Source organism: Mesorhizobium captivum, assembly GCF_033977165.1.
GTDB classification, from domain to species: Bacteria; Pseudomonadota; Alphaproteobacteria; order Rhizobiales; family Rhizobiaceae; genus Mesorhizobium; species Mesorhizobium captivum.
The window spans coordinates 264,054-286,124 of record NZ_JAVIJB010000002.1 but is presented as its reverse complement, the minus strand read 5'-3'; the positions used below and the strand labels follow the sequence as shown (position 1 = coordinate 286,124).

30 protein-coding genes are annotated in these 22,071 nt (G+C 62.9%); 19 read left to right on the top strand and 11 right to left on the bottom strand.

Annotation, left to right across the window (positions count from 1 at the left end; translation table 11 throughout):
- Positions 1-56: 56 nt before the first annotated feature.
- From RFM40_RS03480 to RFM40_RS03470, 3 genes are read right to left on the bottom strand one after another with little or no spacing between them, the layout of a single operon-like run.
- Positions 57-662 (bottom strand): ATP-dependent Clp protease proteolytic subunit, encoded by a 606-nt coding sequence (locus RFM40_RS03480; protein WP_126100491.1) that lies wholly within the window; start codon positions 660-662, stop codon positions 57-59.
- Positions 663-689: 27 nt separating this feature from the next.
- Positions 690-1,160, bottom strand: a complete 471-nt coding sequence (locus RFM40_RS03475; protein WP_320227143.1) for an SRPBCC family protein — start codon at positions 1,158-1,160, stop codon at positions 690-692.
- Positions 1,157-1,471, bottom strand: coding sequence for an ArsR/SmtB family transcription factor (locus RFM40_RS03470; protein WP_320227142.1), 315 nt, complete (start codon positions 1,469-1,471; stop codon positions 1,157-1,159). Before RFM40_RS03470 ends, RFM40_RS03475 begins: the two co-directional genes overlap by 4 nt.
- A gap of 236 nt (positions 1,472-1,707) precedes the next feature.
- Here RFM40_RS03470 and ssb point away from each other — a divergent pair, with 236 nt between their 5' ends.
- Genes ssb through RFM40_RS03455 form a run of 3 tightly spaced genes read left to right on the top strand, consistent with a single transcriptional unit; the run spans position 1,708 to position 3,105 of the window.
- Positions 1,708-2,226, top strand: a complete 519-nt coding sequence (gene ssb / locus RFM40_RS03465) for a single-stranded DNA-binding protein (RefSeq protein ID WP_320227141.1) — start codon at positions 1,708-1,710, stop codon at positions 2,224-2,226.
- Between the two features lie 32 nt (positions 2,227-2,258).
- Entirely contained in the window at positions 2,259-2,657 is a 399-nt protein-coding gene (locus tag RFM40_RS03460; RefSeq protein ID WP_320277153.1) for a DUF2306 domain-containing protein, read from the top strand.
- A 22-nt stretch (positions 2,658-2,679) separates the two neighbouring features.
- Positions 2,680-3,105, top strand: coding sequence for an OsmC family protein (locus tag RFM40_RS03455; protein ID WP_320227139.1), 426 nt, complete (start codon positions 2,680-2,682; stop codon positions 3,103-3,105).
- A gap of 70 nt (positions 3,106-3,175) precedes the next feature.
- On the opposite strand, the gene RFM40_RS03450 is transcribed toward RFM40_RS03455, so the two are convergent.
- The 4 genes from RFM40_RS03450 to RFM40_RS03435 all read right to left on the bottom strand — a co-directional run bounded on the left by RFM40_RS03450 (position 3,176) and on the right by RFM40_RS03435 (position 5,164).
- The gene (locus RFM40_RS03450; RefSeq protein ID WP_320227138.1) at positions 3,176-3,505 is read right to left on the bottom strand and encodes a nuclear transport factor 2 family protein; all 330 of its coding nucleotides are present in this window, start codon (positions 3,503-3,505) and stop codon (positions 3,176-3,178) included.
- Positions 3,502-4,131, bottom strand: a complete 630-nt coding sequence (locus tag RFM40_RS03445) for a MarC family protein (protein ID WP_320227137.1) — start codon at positions 4,129-4,131, stop codon at positions 3,502-3,504. The genes RFM40_RS03450 and RFM40_RS03445 overlap by 4 nt, the downstream gene beginning before the upstream one ends.
- 92 nt (positions 4,132-4,223) lie before the next feature.
- The gene (locus RFM40_RS03440) at positions 4,224-4,601 is read right to left on the bottom strand and encodes a VOC family protein (protein ID WP_320227136.1); all 378 of its coding nucleotides are present in this window, start codon (positions 4,599-4,601) and stop codon (positions 4,224-4,226) included.
- A gap of 32 nt (positions 4,602-4,633) precedes the next feature.
- Positions 4,634-5,164, bottom strand: a complete 531-nt coding sequence (locus RFM40_RS03435; protein WP_320227135.1) for a hypothetical protein — start codon at positions 5,162-5,164, stop codon at positions 4,634-4,636.
- A gap of 86 nt (positions 5,165-5,250) precedes the next feature.
- On the opposite strand from RFM40_RS03435, the gene RFM40_RS03430 reads away from it, so the two are divergent.
- The gene (locus tag RFM40_RS03430) at positions 5,251-6,081 is read left to right on the top strand and encodes a helix-turn-helix transcriptional regulator (RefSeq protein WP_320277152.1); all 831 of its coding nucleotides are present in this window, start codon (positions 5,251-5,253) and stop codon (positions 6,079-6,081) included.
- A gap of 83 nt (positions 6,082-6,164) precedes the next feature.
- On the opposite strand, the gene RFM40_RS03425 is transcribed toward RFM40_RS03430, so the two are convergent.
- On the bottom strand, positions 6,165-7,178 hold the full coding sequence (locus RFM40_RS03425; RefSeq protein ID WP_320227133.1) for a PQQ-dependent sugar dehydrogenase: 1,014 nt from the start codon (positions 7,176-7,178) through the stop codon (positions 6,165-6,167).
- Positions 7,179-7,235: 57 nt separating this feature from the next.
- A complete protein-coding gene (locus RFM40_RS03420) occupies positions 7,236-7,508 on the bottom strand; it encodes a hypothetical protein (protein WP_320277151.1) in 273 nt (90 codons plus the stop codon).
- 132 nt (positions 7,509-7,640) lie between these two features.
- Here RFM40_RS03420 and gyrA point away from each other — a divergent pair, with 132 nt between their 5' ends.
- Positions 7,641-10,436 carry a DNA gyrase subunit A gene (gene gyrA / locus RFM40_RS03415; RefSeq protein ID WP_320227131.1) on the top strand — a complete coding sequence of 932 codons (2,796 nt, stop codon included), beginning with the start codon at positions 7,641-7,643 and terminating at the stop codon, positions 10,434-10,436.
- A 106-nt stretch (positions 10,437-10,542) separates the two neighbouring features.
- Here the strand turns inward: gyrA and RFM40_RS03410 are convergent, their stop codons facing one another.
- Entirely contained in the window at positions 10,543-10,695 is a 153-nt protein-coding gene (locus RFM40_RS03410; protein ID WP_320277150.1) for a hypothetical protein, read from the bottom strand.
- A 191-nt stretch (positions 10,696-10,886) separates the two neighbouring features.
- On the opposite strand from RFM40_RS03410, the gene coaD reads away from it, so the two are divergent.
- The 8 genes from coaD (at position 10,887) to RFM40_RS03370 (ending at position 16,319) form a co-directional block, all read left to right on the top strand.
- Positions 10,887-11,387, top strand: a complete 501-nt coding sequence (gene coaD, locus RFM40_RS03405) for a pantetheine-phosphate adenylyltransferase (RefSeq protein ID WP_320227129.1) — start codon at positions 10,887-10,889, stop codon at positions 11,385-11,387.
- Between the two features lie 167 nt (positions 11,388-11,554).
- Entirely contained in the window at positions 11,555-12,052 is a 498-nt protein-coding gene (locus tag RFM40_RS03400) for a peptidylprolyl isomerase (RefSeq protein ID WP_320227231.1), read from the top strand.
- A gap of 30 nt (positions 12,053-12,082) precedes the next feature.
- Positions 12,083-12,595, top strand: coding sequence for a peptidylprolyl isomerase (locus RFM40_RS03395; protein ID WP_320227128.1), 513 nt, complete (start codon positions 12,083-12,085; stop codon positions 12,593-12,595).
- A 12-nt stretch (positions 12,596-12,607) separates the two neighbouring features.
- Complete coding sequence (locus tag RFM40_RS03390; protein ID WP_320227127.1) at positions 12,608-13,057, top strand: DMT family transporter; 450 nt, start codon at positions 12,608-12,610, stop codon at positions 13,055-13,057.
- Positions 13,057-14,145, top strand: coding sequence for a tRNA preQ1(34) S-adenosylmethionine ribosyltransferase-isomerase QueA (gene queA, locus RFM40_RS03385; protein WP_320277149.1), 1,089 nt, complete (start codon positions 13,057-13,059; stop codon positions 14,143-14,145). The genes RFM40_RS03390 and queA overlap by 1 nt, the downstream gene beginning before the upstream one ends.
- Positions 14,135-14,404 carry a hypothetical protein gene (locus tag RFM40_RS03380; protein WP_320227125.1) on the top strand — a complete coding sequence of 90 codons (270 nt, stop codon included), beginning with the start codon at positions 14,135-14,137 and terminating at the stop codon, positions 14,402-14,404. The genes queA and RFM40_RS03380 overlap by 11 nt, the downstream gene beginning before the upstream one ends.
- The gene (tgt, locus tag RFM40_RS03375; RefSeq protein ID WP_320277148.1) at positions 14,397-15,527 is read left to right on the top strand and encodes a tRNA guanosine(34) transglycosylase Tgt; all 1,131 of its coding nucleotides are present in this window, start codon (positions 14,397-14,399) and stop codon (positions 15,525-15,527) included. Before RFM40_RS03380 ends, tgt begins: the two co-directional genes overlap by 8 nt.
- 66 nt (positions 15,528-15,593) lie before the next feature.
- Complete coding sequence (locus tag RFM40_RS03370) at positions 15,594-16,319, top strand: SDR family NAD(P)-dependent oxidoreductase (RefSeq protein WP_320277147.1); 726 nt, start codon at positions 15,594-15,596, stop codon at positions 16,317-16,319.
- Between the two features lie 9 nt (positions 16,320-16,328).
- Here RFM40_RS03370 and RFM40_RS03365 read toward each other — a convergent pair whose 3' ends face one another.
- A complete protein-coding gene (locus RFM40_RS03365; protein ID WP_320277146.1) occupies positions 16,329-16,748 on the bottom strand; it encodes a DUF4864 domain-containing protein in 420 nt (139 codons plus the stop codon).
- Positions 16,749-17,035: 287 nt separating this feature from the next.
- Between RFM40_RS03365 and RFM40_RS03360 the strand changes: the two genes are divergently transcribed.
- The 6 genes from RFM40_RS03360 (at position 17,036) to RFM40_RS03335 (ending at position 21,992) form a co-directional block, all read left to right on the top strand.
- Positions 17,036-17,272 (top strand): Lrp/AsnC ligand binding domain-containing protein, encoded by a 237-nt coding sequence (locus tag RFM40_RS03360; protein WP_320227121.1) that lies wholly within the window; start codon positions 17,036-17,038, stop codon positions 17,270-17,272.
- A 168-nt stretch (positions 17,273-17,440) separates the two neighbouring features.
- On the top strand, positions 17,441-18,853 hold the full coding sequence (locus tag RFM40_RS03355; protein ID WP_320277145.1) for a circularly permuted type 2 ATP-grasp protein: 1,413 nt from the start codon (positions 17,441-17,443) through the stop codon (positions 18,851-18,853).
- A 49-nt stretch (positions 18,854-18,902) separates the two neighbouring features.
- Positions 18,903-19,262 carry a four helix bundle protein gene (locus RFM40_RS03350; protein ID WP_320227230.1) on the top strand — a complete coding sequence of 120 codons (360 nt, stop codon included), beginning with the start codon at positions 18,903-18,905 and terminating at the stop codon, positions 19,260-19,262.
- 63 nt (positions 19,263-19,325) lie between these two features.
- Positions 19,326-20,267, top strand: a complete 942-nt coding sequence (locus RFM40_RS03345; protein WP_320277144.1) for an alpha-E domain-containing protein — start codon at positions 19,326-19,328, stop codon at positions 20,265-20,267.
- 66 nt (positions 20,268-20,333) lie between these two features.
- Positions 20,334-21,128 (top strand): transglutaminase family protein, encoded by a 795-nt coding sequence (locus tag RFM40_RS03340; RefSeq protein ID WP_320227118.1) that lies wholly within the window; start codon positions 20,334-20,336, stop codon positions 21,126-21,128.
- A 132-nt stretch (positions 21,129-21,260) separates the two neighbouring features.
- Positions 21,261-21,992 carry a proteasome-type protease gene (locus RFM40_RS03335; RefSeq protein WP_320277143.1) on the top strand — a complete coding sequence of 244 codons (732 nt, stop codon included), beginning with the start codon at positions 21,261-21,263 and terminating at the stop codon, positions 21,990-21,992.
- Positions 21,993-22,071 lie beyond the last annotated feature (79 nt).

Here is a 22,071-nt window from a genome sequence, read left to right as displayed (position 1 = left end):
CACCTTTCATGCATGTCGTTGCCCCAGAACCGCTGAACACTTCTGGGCGACATGCATTAGGCTGCCTTCTTGCGCGTGTCGTAGACGTGGTCGACGAGACCCCAGGCCTTGGCCTCCTCGGCGGTCATGAAATAGTCGCGGTCGAGCGTGCGCTCGACCTCTTCGTAGCTCCGGCCGCAATGCCTGGCATAGAGTTCAGTCATATGGCGCTTGGTGCGCAGGATGTCCTCGGCATGGCGCTGGATGTCGGAGGCCTGGCCCTGGAAGCCGCCGAGCGGCTGATGCAGCACGATCCTGGTGTTAGGCAGCGCGATGCGCCGGCCCGGCGAGCCAGCCATCAAGAGGAAGGAGCCCATCGAGGCCGCAAAACCCATGCAGACCGTCGATACCGGGCAGGAGATGTATTGCATCGTGTCGTAGATGGCGAAGCCGCTGGTCACCACGCCGCCCGGCGAGTTGATGTAGATCGATATCTCCTTGTCGGGATGGTCAGATTCCAGCGACAGAAGCTGCGCGCAGACCAGCGCCGACACGCCGTCATTGATCTCGCCGTTGATGAAGACGATGCGTTCGCGCAGGAGCCGCGAGAAAATGTCGAAGGCGCGTTCGCCGCGGCTCGACTGCTCGATCACCATCGGCACCAGATTGGCAAAGGCGCTCATGGCCAAGTCTCCTCAGATTGTCGTTGGTCAAGCCGCGCGCAGCATCATGCATGGCGCATTGGCGGCGGTTGGATTCTTGCGTGCATTTAGCGAGAGCCCGCAGCCTGCGCCTGCAACGGCGAGGACAGGTTGCGCCGCCGGCACGAAGCCGTCATGGACGATGCTGAGATACGTGCCGCCGGAGGGTGTGCGCGCGAGCGTGAAGGTGACGACGCTTTCGAATGCCGGCAACCGCTCGGCATCTCCAGTACTTGGCCGCTCGCGCCAGGAATAGCGCAGCAGCCTGCCCGGCTTGGCGTCCAGCACCTCGCATTCGATCGGCGCATCCGGTCCGGCAAAGGCGAAGCGCTTGCCGGTTTCCGGTTTCATGTCGTTCGGCATCATCCAGGCGGCGAGCAGTTCCGGCTCGGTCAGCGCCCGCCAGACTTTTTCCGGCGGATCGGGAAGCTCGCATTCGAAGCTGAGCCGCGCGTCGGTCGCCATCGGATATTTCGTCATTGGTCCATTTCCTTCAGAACCGTCTTCAGTTTCTCGATGCGCTCCGGCCAGAAGGCGCGGTAGCGCTCGATCCAGCCGAGCAGCGGATCGAGACCTTGCGGCTCGGCGCGGTAATAGGCGTTGCGGCCGGCGCGCCGCTCCGCCACGAGACCTGCGCCGCGCAGCACGGCAAGGTGCTGCGAGACTGCGGGCTGCGACACACTCATGCCGGCGCGCAGCTCCGACACCGTCATCTCGCCGGCTGCCAGCCGCTCATAGACGATGCGCCGAGTCGGATCGGCCAAGGCCCGGAAAATCTCTGTTTCGATCATGACAAAGCATAAGTCGATACTTATCAATTTGGCAAGCCGCTATTTGATCGCCATATCGAGATATGCTGACCGCGCCGTGCCTTTGCTGACATTCCTTGACAGAGGCGGCGGTTGCGACTAGAACGAAAAGAGAACAAAAACCTTGTGGGAAAAGCCAGCCTTTGCGGGCATGGGCCACCCGCAGGCTGTAAGGTGAGCGACTTAAAATTTGTTTCGGATGAGCGCGGAGAAGTACGATGGCGGGTAGCGTCAACAAAGTCATTCTGGTCGGCAATCTCGGGGCGGACCCTGAAATCCGCCGCCTGAATTCGGGCGATCCGGTCGTCAACATCCGCATCGCCACGTCGGAAAGCTGGCGCGACAAGAACTCAGGCGAGCGCAAGGAAAAGACCGAGTGGCACAATGTCGTCATCTTCAACGACCAGATCGCCAAGGTGGCCGAGCAGTATCTGAAGAAGGGCATGAAGGTCTATGTCGAGGGCCAGTTGCAGACGCGCAAGTGGCAGGACCAGACCGGCAACGACCGCTATACGACCGAGGTCGTGCTGCAGAAATTCCGCGGCGAACTGCAGATGCTCGACGCACGCGGCGAAGGCGGCGGCCAGGTCGGCAACTACGCCGGCGGCGGCAACAGCCGCGGCTCCGATTTCGGCCAGTCCGGCCCGAACGAAGGCTTCAGCCGCGGCGGTGGTGGCGGTTCCAAGGGCGGTGGCGGCGGTTCGTCGCGCGAGCTGGATGACGAGATCCCGTTTTAAGCCTCACGAGATGGTCATTTGATTGAGGCGCGATGTCGCTCGGACCGCTTCTGTCTGCGCCGCCTCCCATTCCATGGCATGCGTTCGCCGCCTTTGCTGCATTGGCGATAGGCGGGGCGCAGCTGGCGATGCCGAAAGGCACGCCGCGCCATCGCGTGTTGGGCTATGTCTGGGCGGGACTGATGCTGGTCGTCGCCATCTCGAGTTTTTGGATCCAGCAGATCCGGCTGATCGGGCCGTTCAGTCCCATCCATATTCTGTCCATCCTGGTGGTTGTCAGCGCGCCGCTGGCGGTATGGTACGCGCACACGCACAAGGTGGCCGCGCATCGCAGCGCCATGATAAAGCTCTACCTGTTCGCGCCGATCGGCGCCGGTATCTTCACGCTGCTGCCCGGCCGTGTCATGCACGCGGTCGTATTCGGCCAATGAATCGTATTGTAAGGAAGACATCGTGAAAGCACGCGTCAAATGGGTCGAGGAACGCACCTTTGTCGGCGAGTCCGGCAGCGGTCACAAGGTCGTGTTGGGCACTGCGCACGGGCCTGAAGGCAGGACGCCGGGGCCAAGCCCAATGGAGCTGGTGCTGATCGGCACCGGCGGCTGCTCGGCCTATGACGTCGTCCATATCCTCGAAAAAGGCCGCGAGGCCATCGAGGATTGCGTGGTCGAGCTCGACGCCGATCGGGCCGAGACCGAGCCGCGCGTCTTCACCCGCATCCACATGCATTTCATCGTCAAGGGCCGGGCCTTGTCGCGCGACAAGGTGAAACGCGCGATCGACCTGTCGATCGAGAAATACTGCTCGGCGACCGCTATGATGGCGAAGACGGCGACGATCACGCATGATTTTGAAGTGGTCGACACAGCGGCGAAGTAGCGCTCAGAGGCGGTCGTCTACGTCGGGCGCGGCGATGGTCCCCTGATGGAATACCAACCGCCACTGTCCGTCAGCGTCTCCAGACGGAGCTGCGCAGTGAGGGGGCTGCCGGTCCTCCCCTGGATCTTAGTTTGTAGATCAACAGCACCACCTCCGGCGCCAGTTGAACCGTTCTGACGCTTGTCATTTCCAACAGATCGTCCGGCGCCGGTTCTCCGTTCGACGTGGAGAGTGCCTCCAGTATCCGTTCCTTGTCATACACATAGCCGGATTTCCCGAACTCGATCATGTCATCGTCGAGCACGATTTTCAGGAAATCCGGGTCATGGCGCGTGGGCGCTCTGAGCAGCGCAAGTTCCAACGCGACAACCTCGTGATCGATCGCCGTGTTTGAACTCATCCCGCCATCAGCGCCTTGATGCCGTCGGCCACGAATTGCACCGCGAGCGCCGCAAGAATGACGCCGAGCAGCCTGGTCAGAATTGAGCGGCCGGTCTGGCCGAGGATGCGATCGATGCGCTCGGCCAGCACGAACACCAGATAGGTGAGGACCAGGCAGATCGCGATGATGCCGACCAGCGCGGTTTGAGCGCCAAAGCCCTCGAAATGTCCCGATAGCAGCACGGTCGCCGAAATCGCGCCGGGGCCGGCGATCAGCGGGATCGCCAGCGGGAAGGCCGCGATGTTGTGGATCATGTCCTTGGTTATGGCGACGTCGCCGATCTTTTCCTTGCGGTCCTGGCGGCGCTCGAACACCATTTCGAAGGCGATGAAGAACAGCAGGAAGCCGCCGGCGACACGGAAAGCCGGCAGCGTGATGCCGAACACCGACAGGATGGAGGCGCCGGCTACGGCAAACAGCGCCATCACCAAGAAGCCGATCACCGAAGCGCGCACCGAGACCTGCTGACGCTCCTCGCGGTTCATGCCGCGCGTCACGGCAAGGAAGAGCGGCGCCAGCCCGGGCGGGTCGATGGTCACCAGGATGGTGACGAAGGCGTTGAACAGGCTGTCGAAGCTCGGCATCGCTGGTCCCCTCCCGCCGGGCGACGCCCAAGCCCTGTAATTGGTAGAGCAAAGCCGGGGCGCTGGAAACAGGCGGAGGGGAAATCAGCCGGCTATTCGGCTTTGCCGCAATAGGCCTCGAGGCGATACCCATCGGGATCGATGACGAACGCAGCATAGTAGTTGTCGCCGTAGGCGGCGCGCAGGCCGGGCTGGCCATTGTCCTTGCCACCTTTGCGCAGCGCAGCCGCATGGAACGCGTCGACGCTGGCGCGTGTCGGCGCGGCAACGCAGAAATGCAGGCCGGAGCTGGTGTCGGCCGGGACCGGTCGAGCGGCCTCATTGACCCAGAGCTCAACCGCTTCGACGCCATAGCCGAGCGAACCGGGGGACTGGCTGAGGCAAGAATAGCCGAGCGGTTGCAGCGCGGCGTCGTAGAACCGTTTCGAGGCGTCGGTATCGCGGACGCCGATCGAGACATGGTCTAGCATTGTTTTCTCCATGGTTACAATGGGTTGATCGGTCAGGTTGGAGTTGCGCGGCGGGCCAGGAACTCGACCTCGATGCGCCAGGTCGCGCCGCCGTCATGCGAGCGCTCGCCCAGCCAGCGGAACGAGTTTTCGGTGATGCGCGAAAAGCTCCAACGCACCGACGAGCCGCCGCCGTCGGTGCCGATCTGGACGATCGAGTCACCCTCGGCGCGGCCGAGCTGCCGGCTGTAGTACTGGTTGCGAGGATCGCTCCAGAAGATGTGCCAGGCGTCCGCGCCGGGATCATAGACACGCAGCGTCGTGCCGTAGAAGGTCCATGGTCCGAGAGAGGCTTGCACCCCGGTATTCCGCGCAGGCAGGATCCAGATGTCCTGGACTGCCTTGCCTTCCAGAACCCAGCCGAAATGCACTTCGCCGCGCCCCGTCAGCTTGGTGCCGTCCTCGAGAATGCGCGTGGCGTCGAATGTCCAGGCACCGATGAAGCGCCCATAGAGGTTCAGCTTTTCGGCGAGGTCCGGATTGGGCGCATCGCTGTGCAGGGCTTCGGCAAAAGTATCGGTCATGGCTGCTGCCTCGTTTGTCAGGAGAGGGCGAGCAATAGGCGCAGGGCGGGGTTCTGCGCTTGGGAAAAATTGCTATCTTTCACCCGATGACAACGACTGCGAAAAACCTGGCGTCGGGTCGAGGCTGGCAGGCGTCCGACGTAATCTGCACCGCCGTTGCCGGCGACAGGCCGTTCGAGGAAGAGCACCGCGGTTTCTGCGTCGCCGCCGTGACCAGGGGCACGTTCCGCTATCGGACGAACCAAGGCACGGCGATGCTTGCACCCGGCGCCGTCCTGCTCGGCAATCCGGGCGCCTGTTACGAATGCGGGCATGAGCATGGCGCCGGCGACCGCTGCCTCTCCTTTCATTTTAACCCGGCCTATATGGAGCGCATCGTCGCCGATGTGCCTGGCGCAAAGCGGCTCGGCTTCGCCGGCCCACGCCTGCCGCCGTTGCCGGCGCTGGCGTCGTTGCTGGCGCAGGCGGAGGCCGCCCGGGAGACGAGCGACGGCGCAGCATTCGAGGAGCTCGGACTACGCATTGCCAGCGCGGCGGTCGCGGCTACAACCGGCTCTCCCGGGATCGCACCGGCACCCAGCCGCCGCGACCAGAAACGCGTCGCCGAGGCGGTGCGCCTGATCGAGCTCAACGCCGAACAGCCGCTGTCGCTGGCCGAGATCGCCGACAGCGCGGCGACCAGCCCGTATCATTTCCTGCGCACATTCCGGCATGTCGCCGGCATGACGCCCTATCAGTTCCTGTTGAGGACCAGGCTGCACCGGGCCGCGGTGCGGCTGCGCGCGTCGGACGAGGCGATCTCGGCGATTGCTTTCGATGCCGGCTTCAACGACCTGTCGACCTTCAACCGCCGGTTCCGGCGCGAGATGGCGGAGACGCCCGGCGCCTATCGCGTCAGGCGATCCGGCATGCGATAGAGCCGGACGCATTTGGCTGGCAACTTCGCCTGTGACAGGGGGCTCCTCCGGTGCCAGGTCAGAACCTGGGAAGATGCCGTGTGTCATTGCTTGAAGACGTAAATCGCGCCTCCGCTGTCGTCGGATACGAGGACGGAACCGTCCGGCGCTTCCTTGACGTCCACGGGCCGGCCGACGTCTCTGACGAAAGTCGTCGCCGAGACCGGCCGGCCGCCCTGGAAGCGCACGCGCACGACCTGACGACCGACCGGAACCGACCTGTTCCAACTTCCGTGCTCGGCGACCAGGGCGTCGCCGCCGAGACTTCGGAAGAAATGGATTCCCAGGGTTGCGACATGCGCCTGGAAGTCGAACACGGGCGGAATCTGCTGCGCGGGCGGTCGCGCGTCCTGGAATCCTTTGAGCCGGCTTTGGCCACCGAAATAGGGAAAGCCGTAGAAGCCGCCGGGCAGAAGCTTGTTCAACTCGTCAGATGGGACGTTGTCGCCCATCCGGTCGGCGCCGTTATCGGTGAAGAACAGGGTGCCGCCGTGCCAGTCGAAGCCGACCGAATTGCGCACGCCCCAGGCGACGCGCCGAAGATCGGATCCGTCCTGCTTCATGCTGACGATCGTGCCTTGCAGTCCGTGCGGCAAGCAGATGTTGCAGGGCGATCCCAGCGAGACATAGAGCCGCGAGTCGGGGCCGACGCCGATATAACGAAAACTATGGACTCCTGAATTCGCCAACCCCCGGCGAATGTCGCGCCTGCCGCTCAGAGCGCCTCCTGGCCCGATATCGAAGGCGGTCACGCTGTTCCTCGAGGCTACGAACAGACGACCGCCGGAGCATGCGACACCGTTCGCAGCCGAGAATCCGGAGGCGACCCGTCGGACGCGCCCACCGGATACAGGCAACGCATAGACCGAGGAGCCTTTGGTGCCGACGAACAGCATGTCGCCGCAGACCGCCATTTCGCGCGCGGCTGGAACCCGGGCAAGCAGAGCAGCCTGCGCCGGGTCGCGGTCCAAACCGTAGGCGACCGTCGCAACCGAGGCGAAAACGAGAAATCGAATTCCAGCAGAAAGCAATCCGGTCCTGGGGGAAAAGACGTCCATGGCCGCCTCCATATACAAGCGGAGCCTGCTGGGGAATTGGAGCGGCTTATTGTCGTTTCAAGTCGGGCGAAAGCCCACGGCGAAGCGGTTTTCCGGATCCACGAGCCCGCTCAGCGGCGGTCGAGAAGAAGCGCGCCACGGGGGCATAACCTCGATCGCCGCCAGCGGGATTCCCGCCGCCAGATCGCCGTCGAGGTCCTTTGCCGTCCAGCCGCTCAGTGCCCGCAGCGGCAGCCACGAGGTCCAATTCATCGCGTTTTCAGTTTCCGCCCGAGGAAGACGACCCATGGCCGACCTTGCGCCCGTGACGGCGAAATCGGCCTTGGCCATATCGTCGCAATCAGCGGTATCCTTTTGAAATTACCGCCAAAATTGTCTCTGGAAAAGTGCCGTCGCCATTGGAGTTTCGGCCCGGCTTCCTATATAAGCAGCGAGTGATTCCCGACTGGATTGTGACCTGATTTGACCGACCAGAAGACACCGCGCGGGCCGGAGGGCGGCCCCAACGGCATCGAGCCGATTTCGATCATCGAGGAGATGCAGCGCTCCTATCTCGATTACGCCATGAGCGTGATCGTCAGCCGCGCGCTGCCTGACGTGCGCGACGGCCTGAAGCCCGTGCATCGCCGCATCCTCTACGCCTCGCATGAGAGCGGCTACCATTGGAACCGCAAATATGTGAAGTCGGCGCGACCGGTCGCAGACGTGATGGGTAAATACCACCCGCATGGCGACGCCTCGATCTACGACGCGCTGGTGCGCATGGCGCAGGACTGGTCGCTGCGCGTGCCGCTGATCGACGGTCAGGGCAATTTCGGCTCGATCGACGGCGATCCGCCGGCGGCGATGCGCTACACCGAGTCGCGTCTGACCAAGGTCGCGCACGAGCTGCTGGAGGACATCGACAAGGAAACCGTCGATTTCCAGGATACCTACGACGCTTCCGGCAGCGAGCCGAAGGTGCTGCCGGCGCGCTTCCCCAATCTTCTCGTCAATGGCTCCGGCGGCATCGCCGTCGGCATGGCCACCAACATTCCGCCGCACAATCTGACCGAGGTCTGCAACGGCGCCATCGCCATCATCGACAATCCGGCCATCGACCTGCCGTCGCTGATGGAGATCGTGCCCGGTCCGGATTTTCCGACCGGCGGCATCGTGCTTGGCCGGTCCGGCATCTACAACGCCTATTCGACGGGCCGCGGCTCGATCGTCATGCGCGGCCGCGTCAATATCGAGGCGCGCGGCAACGATCGTGAATCGATCATCATCACCGAGATCCCCTATCAGGTGAACAAGGCGGCGATGATCGAAAAGATGGCCGAGCTGGTGCGCGAGAAGCGCATCGAGGGCATCTCCGACATCCGCGACGAGAGCGACCGCCAGGGCTACCGCGTCGTCATCGAGTTGAAGCGCGAGGCCGTCGCCGACGTCATCCTCAACCAGCTCTATCGCTTCACGCCGCTGCAGACCTCCTTCGGCGCCAACATGGTGGCGCTCAACGGCGGCAAGCCGGAAGTGCTGACGCTGATCGACATGCTGAAGGCCTTCGTCGGCTTCCGCGAGGAGGTGATCAGCCGGCGCACGAAGTATCTGCTGCGCAAGGCGCGCGAGCGCGCCCATGTGCTCGTCGGTTTGGCCATTGCCGTCGCCAACATCGACGAGGTGATCAAGCTGATCCGCACCGCGCCCGATCCGCAGACGGCGCGCGAGCAGTTGATGGAGCGGCGCTGGCCATCCCACGACGTCGCTCCGCTGATCCAGCTGATCGACGATCCGCGCCACCGCATCAACGAGGACGGCACCTACAATCTCTCCGAGGAGCAGGCCCGCGCCATCCTCGATCTGCGGCTGCAGCGCCTGACCGCGCTCGGTCGCGACGAGATCGCCGACGAGTTGAACAAGATCGGCGTCGAAATTGTTGATTATCTTGACATTTTGTCGTCCCGCGCGCGCATCCAGCAGATCGTCAAGGACGAGCTGATTGCGGTGCGCGACGAGTTCGGCACGCCGCGCCGCACCGAGCTCGCCGAGGGCGGGGCGGACATGGAAGACGAGGACCTGATCCAGCGCGAGGACATGGTCGTCACCGTCAGCCATTCCGGCTACATCAAGCGCGTGCCGCTCTCGCTCTACCGGGCGCAGCGCCGCGGCGGCAAGGGCCGCTCCGGCATGTCGACCAAGGAAGAGGATTTCGTCACCCGGCTGTTCGTCGCCAACACGCACACGCCGGTGCTGTTCTTCTCCTCGCGCGGTATCGTCTACAAGGAAAAAGTGTGGCGGCTGCCGGTCGGCAATCCGCAGTCGCGCGGCAAGGCGCTGATCAACATGCTGCCGCTCGAGCAGGGCGAACGCATCACCACCATCATGCCGCTGCCCGAGGACGAGACGAGCTGGGGCGAGCTCGACGTGATGTTCGCCACCACGCGCGGCACGGTGCGCCGCAACAAGCTGTCCGACTTCGTCCAGGTCAACCGCAACGGCAAGATCGCGATGAAGCTGGAGGAAGAGGGCGACGAGATCCTCGGCGTCGAGACCTGCACCGACAATGACGACGTACTTCTGACCGCGAATTCCGGCCAGTGCATCCGCTTCTCGGTCGGCGACGTGCGCGTCTTCCAGAGTCGCAACTCCGTCGGCGTGCGCGGTATCGCCATGGCCGAGACCGACCGCGTGATCTCGATGTCTATCATCGAGCATGTCGACGCTTCGCCCGCCGAGCGCGCCGCCTATCTCAAGCGCGCTGCCGCCGAACGCCGGCTTGCCGTGGGTGGTGCAGCCGAGGAGGAAGAGATCGCGCTCACCAATGAGGAGATCGGCGAAGAGGCCGAGCTTTCCGAGGAGCGCTACGAATTCCTCAAGGCGCATGAGCAGCTTGTGCTGACGGTGACCGAATACGGCTACGGCAAGCGTTCGTCGTCCTACGATTTCCGCCTGACGGGCCGCGGCGGCAAGGGCATCCGCGCCACCGATGTCTCGAAAGTGGCCGAGATCGGGCGCCTTGTCGCCACTTTCCCGGTCGGCAACGACGATCAGATCATGCTGGTTTCGGACGGCGGCACGGTCATCCGCGTTCCGGTCAACGGCATACGCTTCGCCAGCCGCGCCACCAAGGGCGTGACCATCTTCAACACGGCCGAAGGCGAGAAAGTGGTTTCGGTGGAGCGGATCTCGGAACCGCAGTCGGACGAGGAAGTCGAAGAAGCGCCTTCGGATGAGGCTGGCACCACAGACGATGCGGGCGAGGGAAGTCCCGAATAGGCGTCTGACTAGTTGTTTCACGCAATTCCGGATGGAAAACCGTTACCGATTTTTCCTGGAATTGCCGTAGCGCCGGCCCTTGGGCCGGTGCGATCATGGCTGGAAATCAATAGCGACGGTAAAGGTTGCGGGCAACGAAGCTGTCGAGCCGCTTGGTGTTGGCCCTGACGCGCACTCGCGCTGCCTCCTGATGCAGCCCGAATGCGGTTGCGATCAGCATCACGATGGTCATTGCAGTGGCAAGCATGTAGATCAGCATTTGCGTGTTCTCCTGCACTCACAACGGTAAGATGGGGTTTTGGTTTCATCTCCTGACGCGGCAACCTAGTGAACGCTGCGTGAAGTGTTCGTGATCGTCGCATTCATCCGTCGTTCATGTCCGTGAAAAGGTTCACGACCAGCGCGCCAATCGGATTTGCCTTTGTTTGAGAGGCTCGCTAGAAGCCTGCCATGACCGAACGCACCGCCCTCTATGCCGGCTCCTTCGACCCGCTGACCAACGGCCATCTCGATGTCTTGAAGGCGTCGTTGGCGGTGGCCGACACAGTCTACGCGGCAATCGGCATCCATCCCGGCAAGACGCCGCTGTTTTCCTTCGAGGAACGCGTGAAGCTGATCGAGGCCGCGACCAAGGCGGAGTTCGGCCGCGACAGCGATCGCATCAAGGTCGTTGCCTTTGATGGCCTCGTCATCGACGCCACCAGGAAGCACGGCGCATCGATCATCATCCGCGGCCTGCGCGATGGCACCGACCTCGACTACGAGATGCAGATGGCCGGTATGAACGAGACCATGGCGCCGGAGCTGCAGACGGTTTTCCTGCCGGCCAGTCCTTCGGTGCGCACCATTACCGCCACACTTGTGCGCCAGATTGCGTCGATGGGCGGCGACATCCGCCCATTCGTGCCGGCGGCAGTTGCTGGCGCGCTCACCGCCAAATTCGCGAAATAATGCATGTCGCCCAAAAGTGGATTCCGGTTTTGGGATAACGACATGTACCCAAACAAAGGCTTTCGGAGAACACCATGCAGCTGAAAAGGCTCGCTTCTTTCCTGGTCGTGCTTGCCGGACTTCTGGCGGCATCCTTTCCGGCCTTCGCCGCCGACAAGGAAAACACCATGATCGTCACGCTGAAGGACGGCGATGTGACCATTGCGCTGCGCCCGGACCTTGCGCCCAAGCATGTCGCGCAGATCAAGAAGCTGGTGCGCGAGGGCGCCTATGACAATGTCGCCTTCCACCGCGTCATCGACGGCTTCATGGCGCAGACCGGCGACGTCAAGTTCGGCAACATGGAGAAGGGCTTCAACCCCGAGGCCGTCGGCACCGGCGGCTCCGAGCTTCCCGACCTGCCGGCCGAGTTCTCGCAGACCGAGCAATTCACCCGCGGCGTGATCGGCATGGCCCGCTCGCAGGACCCGAATTCGGCCAACTCGCAGTTCTTCATCATGTTCGCGCCGGCGCCGAACCTCGATGGCCAGTACACCATCGTCGGCAAGGTCGAGAGCGGCATGGAACTGGTCGACAAGATCAAGAAGGGCGATGAGGCGGACAACGGCACGGTCACGGACCCCGATCGCATGATCAAGGTTCGCATCGCCGCCGACGGCAAATAACTTCCTCAATTTTCAAAAGGATTTTCTGACATGGCTGAGATCAAGGACCGCGAGAACGCGCTCATCATGGAAACGACCAAGGGCCAGGTCGTCATCGAAATGTATCCCGACCTGGCGGCCGGTCACGTCGCCCGCATCAAGGAGCTGGCGCGCGAAGGCGCCTATGACGGCGTGGTCTTCCACCGCGTCATCGACGGCTTCATGGCGCAGACCGGCGACGTCAAGTTCGGCAATTCGAGCAAGCCCACCTATGCGCCTTCCCGCGCGGGCATGGGCGGCTCCGACAAGCCGGATCTGAAGGCCGAGTTCTCCAACGCCAACCACGGCCGCGGCACCTGCTCGATGGCCCGCGCGCAGAACCCGAACTCGGCGAATTCGCAGTTCTTCATCTGCTTCGACGACGCCTCCTTCCTCAACCGCCAGTACACGGTCTGGGGCCAGGTCATCGAAGGCATGGAGAATGTCGACAAGATCAAGCGCGGCGAGCCCGTGCAGGATCCCGACAAGATCGTGTCGCTGAAGGTCGCGGCCGACGTCAAGTAAGGCAGAACGACAATGATGGGCGCTGTCTGGTCCCTGCTTGGCATCCTGTCCGGCGCCTTCATCGCCATCCAGGCGCCGATCAATTCGCAACTGGCACGCGGTCTCGGCCTTCCGGTCGCAGCCGCAGCCTTTTCCTTCCTGTCGGGCGCCATCGTGCTCGGCATCATCGCGGTCGCGGTGGTCAGGCTGCAGGGCATCTCGCTCGACTGGAAGGCGCCGGCACCGTGGCTGTTCATTGCCGGCGGCATGCTCGGCGGCTTCTATGTCACGCTCTCCACCATCCTCACGCCGCGCATCGGTGCGGCCGCGCTGATGGCCTTCCTGGTCGCCGGCCAGCTGATTGCCGGCATGCTCGTCGACCGCTTCGGCTTCCTCGGCGTCGCGGTGCGCGAGATCTCGCTTGGCCGCGTCGCCGGCGCCGTGTTGCTGCTGGCCGGAGCACTGCTCATCCGGCTGTTCTGATGCGCGTCGACCTATTCGATTTCGACTTGCCGGAGGAGCGCATCGCGCTGCGCCCGGCAGAGCCGCGCGACAGCGCCAGGATGCTGATCGTCAGACCAGGCCAAGGCCTGGAGGATCGAACGGTGCGCGATCTGCCGTCGCTGCTGAGAGAAGGCGACGTGCTGGTGTTCAACGACACCAAGGTCATTCCGGCGCAGCTGAAAGGCATCCGCAGGCGTGGCGAGGCTATGGCGCAGGTCGAGGCGACGCTGCACATGCGGGTGGCGCCCGACCGCTGGCTGGCTTTCATGCGGCCGGGCAAGCGCATCGCCGTGGGCGACCGCATCCATTTCGGCCATGACCAGAATTCCTGTTTCCTCGGCCAGCTCGACGCGACGGTGATCGAGAAAGGCGAGGCCGGCGAGGCGCTGCTCGGCTTCGATCTTTCCGGCCCATTCCTCGACGAGGCGATGCACACCGTCGGCCACATTCCGCTGCCGCCCTACATCGCCTCGAAGCGCGACGATGACGAGCGCGACCGCAGCGATTACCAGACCATCTATGCCAGGGAAGAAGGTGCAGTCGCAGCGCCCACCGCTGGATTGCATTTCACGCCTGAGCTGTTCGCAGCGCTCGACGCCAAAGGTGTCGAGCGCCGCTTCGTCACACTGCATGTCGGCGCCGGCACCTTCCTGCCGGTCAAGGCCGACGACACCGCCGACCACAAGATGCATGCCGAAACCGGCTCGGTGACAGCCGAGACGGCGGATGCGCTCAACAAGGCCAAGGCGCGGGGAGGGCGGATTGTCGCCGTCGGCACGACGTCGCTGCGCCTGCTGGAAAGCGCTGCGCGCGACCATGGCCGGATCGAAGCCTGGTCCGGGCCGACCGATATCTTCATCACGCCCGGCTACCGCTTCCGGACGGCCGACATGCTGATGACCAATTTCCATCTGCCACGCTCGACGCTGTTCATGCTGGTCTCGGCCTTCAGCGGGCTGGAGATGATGCGTTCGGCCTATGCGCATGCCATCGAGAGCCGCTACAGATTCTACTCCTACGGCGACTCCAGCCTGCTTTTCCGAGCGGAGACGAACGATGGACGATGATCTCGACACGATGGACCGCGACGCTTTGATCGCGGAAGTGAAGAAGCTGCGCGCCGGCATCCGCACCCACCGCGACGCGACCGGCCATGATCTGTGCTGGCATCATCCGGATCTTTGGGACCTGCTGCCGGAAAAGACCGAACCGGCGATCGCCGTGCCGCCCTGGCCGAAATTCATGCGTGGCTGCATCCGTTACCGGCAGTCACTCGACCAACAGGCACCCGGCGCGCCGGTGCATGACAAGGAATTCGATGGCTGAGACTTTCTCTTTCAAGCTCATCGCCATCGACGGCAAGGCGCGGCGCGGCGTAATAAGCATGCCGCGCGGCGAGATCCGCACCCCGGCCTTCATGCCGGTCGGCACCGGCGGCACGGTCAAGGCCATGTATATGGACCAGGTGCGCGGCGTCGGCGCCGACATCATTCTCGGCAACACCTACCACCTGATGCTCAGGCCAGGCGCGGAGCGCGTGGCGAAGCTCGGCGGCCTGCATGAGTTCGCGCGCTGGCCGCACCCGATCCTGACCGACAGCGGCGGCTTCCAGGTCATGTCGCTGTCGAAGCTGAGAAAACTTAGCGAAAAGGGCGTCACCTTCCGCTCGCATATCGACGGCGCGCCCTACGAGATGTCGCCGGAGCGGTCGATCGAGATCCAGGGGCTGCTCGATTCCGACATTCAGATGCAGCTCGACGAATGCACGGCGCTTCCGGCCAAGCCGACGGAGATCGAGCGCGCCATGGAACTGTCACTGCGCTGGGCCGAGCGCTGCAAGACGGCGTTCGGCGACCAGCCGTGCAAGGCCATGTTCGGCATCGTGCAGGGCGGCGACAGCGCGGTCATGCGCGTGCGCTCGGCGCAGGCGCTGAAGGCGATGGACCTCAAAGGCTATGCCGTCGGCGGGCTGGCGGTCGGCGAGCCGCAGTCGGTGATGCTGGAGATGCTCGACATAACCTGCCCGGAACTGCCCGCCGACAGGCCGCGCTACCTGATGGGCGTCGGCACGCCGGACGATATCTTGAAATCGGTGGCGCGCGGCATCGACATGTTCGACTGCGTGATGCCGACGCGCGCCGGCCGTCATGGCCTCGCCTACACGCGCCGCGGCAAGATCAACCTGCGCAACGCCCGCCATGCCGACGATCCGCGTCCGTTGGACGAGGAGAGCGACTGTCCCGCCGCGCGCGACTATTCCCGCGCCTATCTGCACCATCTGGTGCGCTCGCAGGAGTCGCTGGGCGCGATGCTGCTCAGCTGGAACAACCTGTCCTACTATCAGAAGCTGATGCAGGACATCCGCGCGGCGATCGAGGCAAAAGCCTTCGAAGCGCGCGCGGCGGAGATTTCGGAAGGCTGGGCGAGGGGCGATATTCCGGCCGTCTAGCCGCTCCGCCCCCGCAATTGACTGGCGGCCGCTCCCGGGAGCAGACTTGGTGCCTCGGGGACAGCTATGACCGTGACATACGACTTTGCCGGCAAGACGGCGATCGTGACTGGTGGCTCAAGGGGTATCGGCAGGGCTGTGGCCACGCAGTTGGCACGATCGGGGGCCGACGTCTGGATATGGGACGCCGATCCTGCGCCGGCCGACGAAATCCGCAGCCAGACCGTCGACGTGACCAAGGCGCAGGACATAAGCAATGCCCTCGGTGAGGTCGTCGCCAGGACGGGGCGGGTCGACGTTCTGGTCAACAATGCGGGCTATCTTGGTCCCTATCTTGGCTTCGAGGCTTTCGATGCGGTTGAATGGCAACGCATCATCGGTGTGAACCTCATCGGGACACTCGAGGTCACGCATCAAGTTTTGCCGGTCATGCGCAAGACCGGCAGCGGCCGCATCGTCAATATGGGGTCGCTCGCCGGCAAGGAAGGATTGCCGAACCTTGCGGTCTATTCGGCGGCGAGCGCGGGCATCATTGCCTTCACCAAGGCCCTATCGCGTGAGGTCTGCGACACCGACATCCGCGTCAACTGTATCGCGCCGGGTCCGATCGACACCGATCTTATCCGGCGTCTCGGAAACGAGGTCGTCAGCGACATGGTCGGCGCCAGCCCGCTGAAGCGGCTTGGGGCGGTGGAAGAGGTCGCGGCGCTGGTTCTCTGGCTCTGTTCCGATGCCTCAAGCTTCAATACCGGCGCGGTGTTTGACATGTCTGGCGGCAGGGCGCGGTATTGATCGACCGCGTCAAGTACTGACCGAAGTCGAGGCCCGCAGGCTGCAGCCGGTGATCTTGAAGCTGCCGTCCGGCTGCTGCTCCAGCGTATAGACCGCCTCATAGTCCTTGCCGTCGGGTCCGACGATCAGCACCTGCTGGATGATCGAGGCCGGTCCGGTCTGCTCGACCTTGCCGAAGGAATAGCTCTGCGGCCTGCGCACCGGCGCGTAGCCGTTGGTCACCATGTTCATGAAGGTGTCGACGGTCGGGAAGATCCGCTTCACGTTCGGGGCGGCGAAACTGTAGGCGGTGGCGCCGTCATCGGCGAGGAAAGCTTTGAGCTGGCTGTCGATGACCGTCTGCGCCGCCTTGATCTTGGCGTCGCCCGCGAAGGCGATCGAAGCGATGAGCGTTGGAATGAGAGCTAATGCGAACAATAAGCGGTGCACGGCCTGTCTCCCGGAATTCGCTTTGCTGACGCAATCTAACATACGCGCGTCGGCACGCCGCGGTTTCATCGCTGCTGGAAGATTCTTGGCGCCGCCGATGGCCGGACCGATGCTCGGCTGTGGAGCACTCCGACGCTCGTTGCCGGCGGCAGCCTGTACCGGCGCGGCACGCCGGCCGGGGAATTGCGGCAAGCGGTCGCCAAGGCGCGTGCGGCCTGATGCTTGAAAGCCCGTCGCCAGTCTGCCACAAGGGCCGCTTATTCGCGTAGAAGCTCACAGGATTGGCAATGAAGGCATTTTTCGTGCAGATAAAGTGCGATCTGGGCAAAGCCTATGATGTCGCCAGCGCGCTCGCCGACGCCGAGATCGCCTCCGAAATCTACTCGACCGCCGGCAATTATGACCTGCTCGCAAAATTCTATGTCGATGACGAGGAAGACATCGGCCACTTCGTTAATGAGAGGGTGCAGATTCTGCCCGGAATCAAGGACACTTTCACCATCGTCACCTTCCGGGCGTTTTGATCATCCTGGCAGTGCCCGGCCGCAAGGCAGAGCCTGACCCCGCATCGTTCGCGCTGCCCTAATCTTAGGCAGTTTGCATAGAGTGACCGCCGCCGCCTCTCAAATTACCGATTGCGCTTGCTTTTCTCGGGCGAGGCCAGTGAAATGGCTTCAGAGGGGAGTACGCGATTGGCAGCGTTCGACGAAATGCTTCCGGAAGTCTCCGGATTAAGAAGACCATATCAGGCTTACGATCGCTGGCTGAAGGAACAGGACCCGGCCAGGCTCACCCAGAAAATGCAGGACGCCGAGCGCGTCTTCCGCAAAACCGGGATCACCTTCGCCGTCTATGGCGAGCAGGAAGCCTCCGAGCGGCTGATCCCTTTCGACATCGTCCCGCGCATCATTTCCGGCCAGGAGTGGCGCCGGCTCACCCAAGGCATTGAGCAGCGCGTGCAGGCGCTGAACGCCTTCCTCGACGACATCTATCACCGCCAGGAAATCCTGCGCGCCGGCCGCGTTCCCAGGGATCTCATCGCAAAGAATGAAGCCTTCCTGCCCGAGATGATCGGGGTCAGGCCGCCCGCGGGCGTCTACACCCACATCATCGGCGTCGACATCGTCCGCATCAGCGAGAACGAATTCTACGTGCTCGAGGACAACGCCCGCACGCCGTCCGGCGTCTCCTACATGCTGGAGAACCGCGAGACGATGATGCAGCTCTTCCCAGAGCTGTTCCAGCAGATCAAGGTGCGGCCAGTCGAGAATTATCCGCAGCTGCTGCGCCAGTCGCTCGCCGCGGTGCGGCCGCAGAGCGCCAAGGGCGCGCCCACCATCGCCGTGCTGACGCCCGGCTCCTACAACTCCGCCTATTTCGAGCACGCCTTCCTCGCCGACCAGATGGGCGTGCAACTGGTCGAGGGGCAGGACCTGCGCGTGGTCGACGGTCATGTCACGATGCGTACCACCGAAGGCTACAAGCAGATCGACGTGCTCTACCGGCGTGTCGACGACGCCTTCCTCGATCCGCTGACGTTCAGGCCGGATTCGGCGCTCGGCGTGCCGGGCATCATGGATGTCTATCGCGCCGGCAACATCACCATCGCCAACGCGCCGGGAACCGGCATCGCCGACGACAAGGCGATCTATTCCTACATGCCGGAGATCGTCGAGTTCTACACCGGCCGTAAGGCGATCCTCGGTAACATCCCGACCTGGCGCTGCTCGGAGCCGGACAGCCTGAAATATGTGCTGGAGCACATCGGCGAGCTCGTGATCAAGGAAGTGCACGGCTCCGGCGGCTACGGCATGCTGGTCGGCCCGGCGGCGACCAAGAAGGAATGCCAGGACTTCGCCAAGAAGCTGCAGGCAAAGCCGGCGAACTACATCGCCCAGCCGACGCTCGCGCTCTCGACCTGTCCGATCCTGACCGAGAAGGGACTGTCGCCGCGCCACGTCGATCTCAGGCCCTATGTCCTGGTCTCGGACCGCATCCAACTCGTGCCGGGCGGCCTGACGCGCGTTGCCCTGAAGGAAGGCTCGCTGGTGGTCAATTCCTCGCAGGGCGGCGGGACGAAGGATACGTGGGTGCTGGATGATTGAAGTAAGTGAGCAGAGAGTAGCGAATAGCGAATAGGGGGATCCGACGGCAATCAATTCTTACAGGGACCTAATTGTTTGGAAGGCGGCCCTGCGTCTGGCAGTGCATTGCTGCTCGGCCACGAAAGCTTTTCCGAACAGGGAAGCATACGGAATGACCTCTCAGGTACGACGCTCGGCGGCTTCCATCGCGGCGAATGTCGCGGAAGGTCATGGCCGAGAAAATACAGGAGCTTTCATCCAATTTCTTCGCGTGGCGCAGGGTTCCCTGAAAGAATTGGAGACACATCTCATTCTGTGCGGAGAGGTAGGATTGATGGTCGAAGCGGAAGTCGCCAGCCTGCTTGGCCAGGCTGACGAAATCGGAAAAATGCTGCGTTCGATGATCAGGAGCCTGCAACAAAAGCTATGAAATCTCTTTTCCGCTATTCGCTATTCGCTACTCGCTACTCGCTTGAAATCGAGGCATGTTGATATGCTTTTGGGCCGCACTGCCAACGGTCTCTACTGGATGAACCGCTATATCGAGCGGGCCGAAAACATGGCGCGCCTGGTCGATGCCGGCCTGCGCATGGCGCTGACGCGCACTCAGAACGCGTCCGAGGAATGGAACTCGGTGCTGCTCAGCGCCGGCTCCGACGTTGCCTTCTCGCAGAAATACCAGGATTACACGGTCGGCAACGTCTCGGATTTCCTGCTGCGCGACACGTCCAATCCGTCGAGCACGATGTCGTCGATCGAGACGGCGCGCAACAACGCGCGCATGGTGCGCACCGCGCTGACCCGCGAGACCTGGGAGAGCATCAACGAGGCCTGGATGTCGCTGAAGCGCATGCTGGCGATGCCAATCGACGAGCGCGACCTGCCGACGGTGCTCGATGCCATCAAGCGAGAGACGGCGCTGATCCGCGGCTCGTTCTACGGTACCATGCTGCGTAACGAGATCTTCGACTTCTCGCAGCTCGGCACCTATGTCGAGCGCGCCGACAACACGGCCCGCATCCTCGACGTGAAATACTATGTGCTCTTGCCGTCGATCTCCTGGGTCGGTTCGACGCTCGACAATTATCAATGGGAATCGATCCTGCGCTCGGTGTCGGCGCACCGTTCCTATCGCTGGGTCTATGACGCCGACTACAAGCCGACCAACATCGCCGACTATCTGATCCTCAATGTGCGTATGCCGCGCTCGCTGACCTTCTGCTACCGCTTCCTCGGCGAGCACCTGAAGTTCCTCGCCGACGACTATGGCGAGCGCCATGCCTGCCATGCGACGGCCGAGAAGATCCAGGCGATGCTGAAGAAGGGGTCGATCAAGGACATATTCGACCACGGCCTGCACGAGTTCCTGGCCGAATTCATCCGCGACAACACCAGGCTGGGCGACGAGATCGCCCAGGACTACCGGTTCCACTGAGCATGATCCCGAAAAGTGGAAACCGGTTTTCGGACAAGATCATGCTCGCAAACGGAAAATGACGTCATGCGGCTCAAGATCACCCACCGCACCGAGTACCGCTATGACGCACCGGTGCAATATCTGCTGCAGCGGCTGCGCCTTCTGCCGGTGAGCGGACCGACACAGACGGTTGTGTCCTGGGCGATCAAGATCGATGGCGCTCGGGAGGAAGTGCGCTTCACCGACCATTTCGGCAACGACACGCGACTGGTGAGCGCCGAAGGCGGCCACAACATCATCACGGTCGAGGCAGCGGGAGAAGTGACGACGCGCGACACGGCCGGCGTATCCGGCCCGCACCACGGTTTCGCGCCGCTCTGGCTGTTCGGTCAGGAGACGCAGCTCACCACTGCCGGTGACGGCATCCGCCAATTGGCCACATCGGTCGGCGAGGGGACCGATATCGAGCGGCTGCACGGGCTAATGATGACGATCCGCGAGCGCGTCGACTACAAGCCGGGCACGACCAGCGCGGTGACGCCGGCGGAAGAAGCGCTGACGCTGAAAGCCGGTGTCTGCCAGGACCACAGCCATATCTTCGCCGCCGCGGCGCGCGTGATGGGCTTTCCCGCGCGCTACGTCAGCGGCTATCTGATGATGGACGTTTCGGTCGAGCAGGCGGCGAGCCATGCCTGGGCTGAAGCGCATGTCCTGGGACTCGGCTGGGTTGCCTTTGACCCTGCCAACGGTATCTCTCCCGACGAACGTTATGTGCGAGTGGCGACGGGTCGCGATTATCGCGATGCCTCGCCGGTTTCCGGGATACTGCTGGGGCAGGCGGAGGAGAAGCTTGCCGTCGCCGTCACGGTCGAGCAGTAATCGCCGTTAGAGCAGTTCAGCGTTTGATGGAATCGCTGCACTGCTCTAACTATTTGTCTTTACGCAATTCCGGACGGAAAACCGCCACACACTTTTCCTGGAATTGCTCTAAGATTCACCAGAAGAGCGACCATGACCTATTGCGTCGGCCTCAAGATCGATCGCGGGCTCGTGTTCATGTCGGACACGCGCACCAATGCCGGCATGGATTCGATCTCGACCTTCAAGAAGATGCATGCCTGGGAGGAACCTGGAGACCGCGTCATCGTGCTGATGTCGGCGGGCAATCTCGCCATGACCCAGGCCGTTGTCAGCCTGCTCGACGAGCGCAACAAGGCGGTCGGCGACCGCCACGAGAAGCTGCTCGAAACGCCGTCCATGTACCAGACGGTGCGGCTGGTCGGCGACACGGTGAAAGAGGTCATCGCGCAATCCTCGCCCACCGGCGACAAGGCCGATTCCTATTTCAACGCCTCCTTCATCCTTGGCGGCCAGATCAAGGGCAGCCCGCCCCGGCTGTTCATGATCTATCCCGAAGGCAATTTCATCGAATCGACCGACGACACGCCGTTCTTCCAGATTGGCGAGACGAAATACGGCAAGCCGATCATCATCCGCGCCTATGACCGTACGATGAGCCTGGCCGAGACGGTGAAGCTGCTGCTTGTCTCCTTCGATTCGACGCTGAAGTCGAACCTGTCGGTAGGTCTGCCGCTCGACCTGCTCTTCCTGGAGAAGGACGCTTTCAAGGTCGGCCTTAAGAAAAGGATCGGCCAGGACGACCAGTACTATCGCACCATCTCGGATGGCTGGTCGAACGCGCTGAAGGCGGCTTTTGCCAGCCTGCCGGATTTCCCGGGGTAGGCTTCCATCCATGCAGCGGTTGCCTCCATCTATTTAACATGTTAATTAAAATTGAAACCGGCTGGCCGATCAGCGTCCG

Excerpts from the sequence above, each read along its gene's own strand:
- RFM40_RS03480 (WP_126100491.1), bottom strand. The coding sequence starts at position 662 with ATGAGCGCCTTTGCCAATCTGGTGCCGATGGTGATCGAGCAGTCGAGC.
- RFM40_RS03475 (WP_320227143.1), bottom strand. The coding sequence starts at position 1,160 with ATGACGAAATATCCGATGGCGACCGACGCGCGGCTCAGCTTCGAATGC.
- RFM40_RS03470 (WP_320227142.1), bottom strand. The coding sequence starts at position 1,471 with ATGATCGAAACAGAGATTTTCCGGGCCTTGGCCGATCCGACTCGGCGC.
- ssb (WP_320227141.1), top strand. The coding sequence starts at position 1,708 with ATGGCGGGTAGCGTCAACAAAGTCATTCTGGTCGGCAATCTCGGGGCG.
- RFM40_RS03460 (WP_320277153.1), top strand. The coding sequence starts at position 2,259 with ATGTCGCTCGGACCGCTTCTGTCTGCGCCGCCTCCCATTCCATGGCAT.
- RFM40_RS03450 (WP_320227138.1), bottom strand. The coding sequence starts at position 3,505 with ATGAGTTCAAACACGGCGATCGATCACGAGGTTGTCGCGTTGGAACTT.
- RFM40_RS03445 (WP_320227137.1), bottom strand. The coding sequence starts at position 4,131 with ATGCCGAGCTTCGACAGCCTGTTCAACGCCTTCGTCACCATCCTGGTG.
- RFM40_RS03440 (WP_320227136.1), bottom strand. The coding sequence starts at position 4,601 with ATGCTAGACCATGTCTCGATCGGCGTCCGCGATACCGACGCCTCGAAA.
- RFM40_RS03435 (WP_320227135.1), bottom strand. The coding sequence starts at position 5,164 with ATGACCGATACTTTTGCCGAAGCCCTGCACAGCGATGCGCCCAATCCG.
- RFM40_RS03430 (WP_320277152.1), top strand. The coding sequence starts at position 5,251 with ATGACAACGACTGCGAAAAACCTGGCGTCGGGTCGAGGCTGGCAGGCG.
- RFM40_RS03425 (WP_320227133.1), bottom strand. The coding sequence starts at position 7,178 with ATGGACGTCTTTTCCCCCAGGACCGGATTGCTTTCTGCTGGAATTCGA.
- RFM40_RS03420 (WP_320277151.1), bottom strand. The coding sequence starts at position 7,508 with ATGGCCAAGGCCGATTTCGCCGTCACGGGCGCAAGGTCGGCCATGGGT.
- RFM40_RS03410 (WP_320277150.1), bottom strand. The coding sequence starts at position 10,695 with ATGCTGATCTACATGCTTGCCACTGCAATGACCATCGTGATGCTGATC.
- coaD (WP_320227129.1), top strand. The coding sequence starts at position 10,887 with ATGACCGAACGCACCGCCCTCTATGCCGGCTCCTTCGACCCGCTGACC.
- RFM40_RS03400 (WP_320227231.1), top strand. The coding sequence starts at position 11,555 with ATGATCGTCACGCTGAAGGACGGCGATGTGACCATTGCGCTGCGCCCG.
- RFM40_RS03395 (WP_320227128.1), top strand. The coding sequence starts at position 12,083 with ATGGCTGAGATCAAGGACCGCGAGAACGCGCTCATCATGGAAACGACC.
- RFM40_RS03390 (WP_320227127.1), top strand. The coding sequence starts at position 12,608 with ATGATGGGCGCTGTCTGGTCCCTGCTTGGCATCCTGTCCGGCGCCTTC.
- queA (WP_320277149.1), top strand. The coding sequence starts at position 13,057 with ATGCGCGTCGACCTATTCGATTTCGACTTGCCGGAGGAGCGCATCGCG.
- RFM40_RS03380 (WP_320227125.1), top strand. The coding sequence starts at position 14,135 with ATGGACGATGATCTCGACACGATGGACCGCGACGCTTTGATCGCGGAA.
- tgt (WP_320277148.1), top strand. The coding sequence starts at position 14,397 with ATGGCTGAGACTTTCTCTTTCAAGCTCATCGCCATCGACGGCAAGGCG.
- RFM40_RS03370 (WP_320277147.1), top strand. The coding sequence starts at position 15,594 with ATGACCGTGACATACGACTTTGCCGGCAAGACGGCGATCGTGACTGGT.
- RFM40_RS03360 (WP_320227121.1), top strand. The coding sequence starts at position 17,036 with ATGAAGGCATTTTTCGTGCAGATAAAGTGCGATCTGGGCAAAGCCTAT.
- RFM40_RS03345 (WP_320277144.1), top strand. The coding sequence starts at position 19,326 with ATGCTTTTGGGCCGCACTGCCAACGGTCTCTACTGGATGAACCGCTAT.
- RFM40_RS03340 (WP_320227118.1), top strand. The coding sequence starts at position 20,334 with ATGCGGCTCAAGATCACCCACCGCACCGAGTACCGCTATGACGCACCG.
- RFM40_RS03335 (WP_320277143.1), top strand. The coding sequence starts at position 21,261 with ATGACCTATTGCGTCGGCCTCAAGATCGATCGCGGGCTCGTGTTCATG.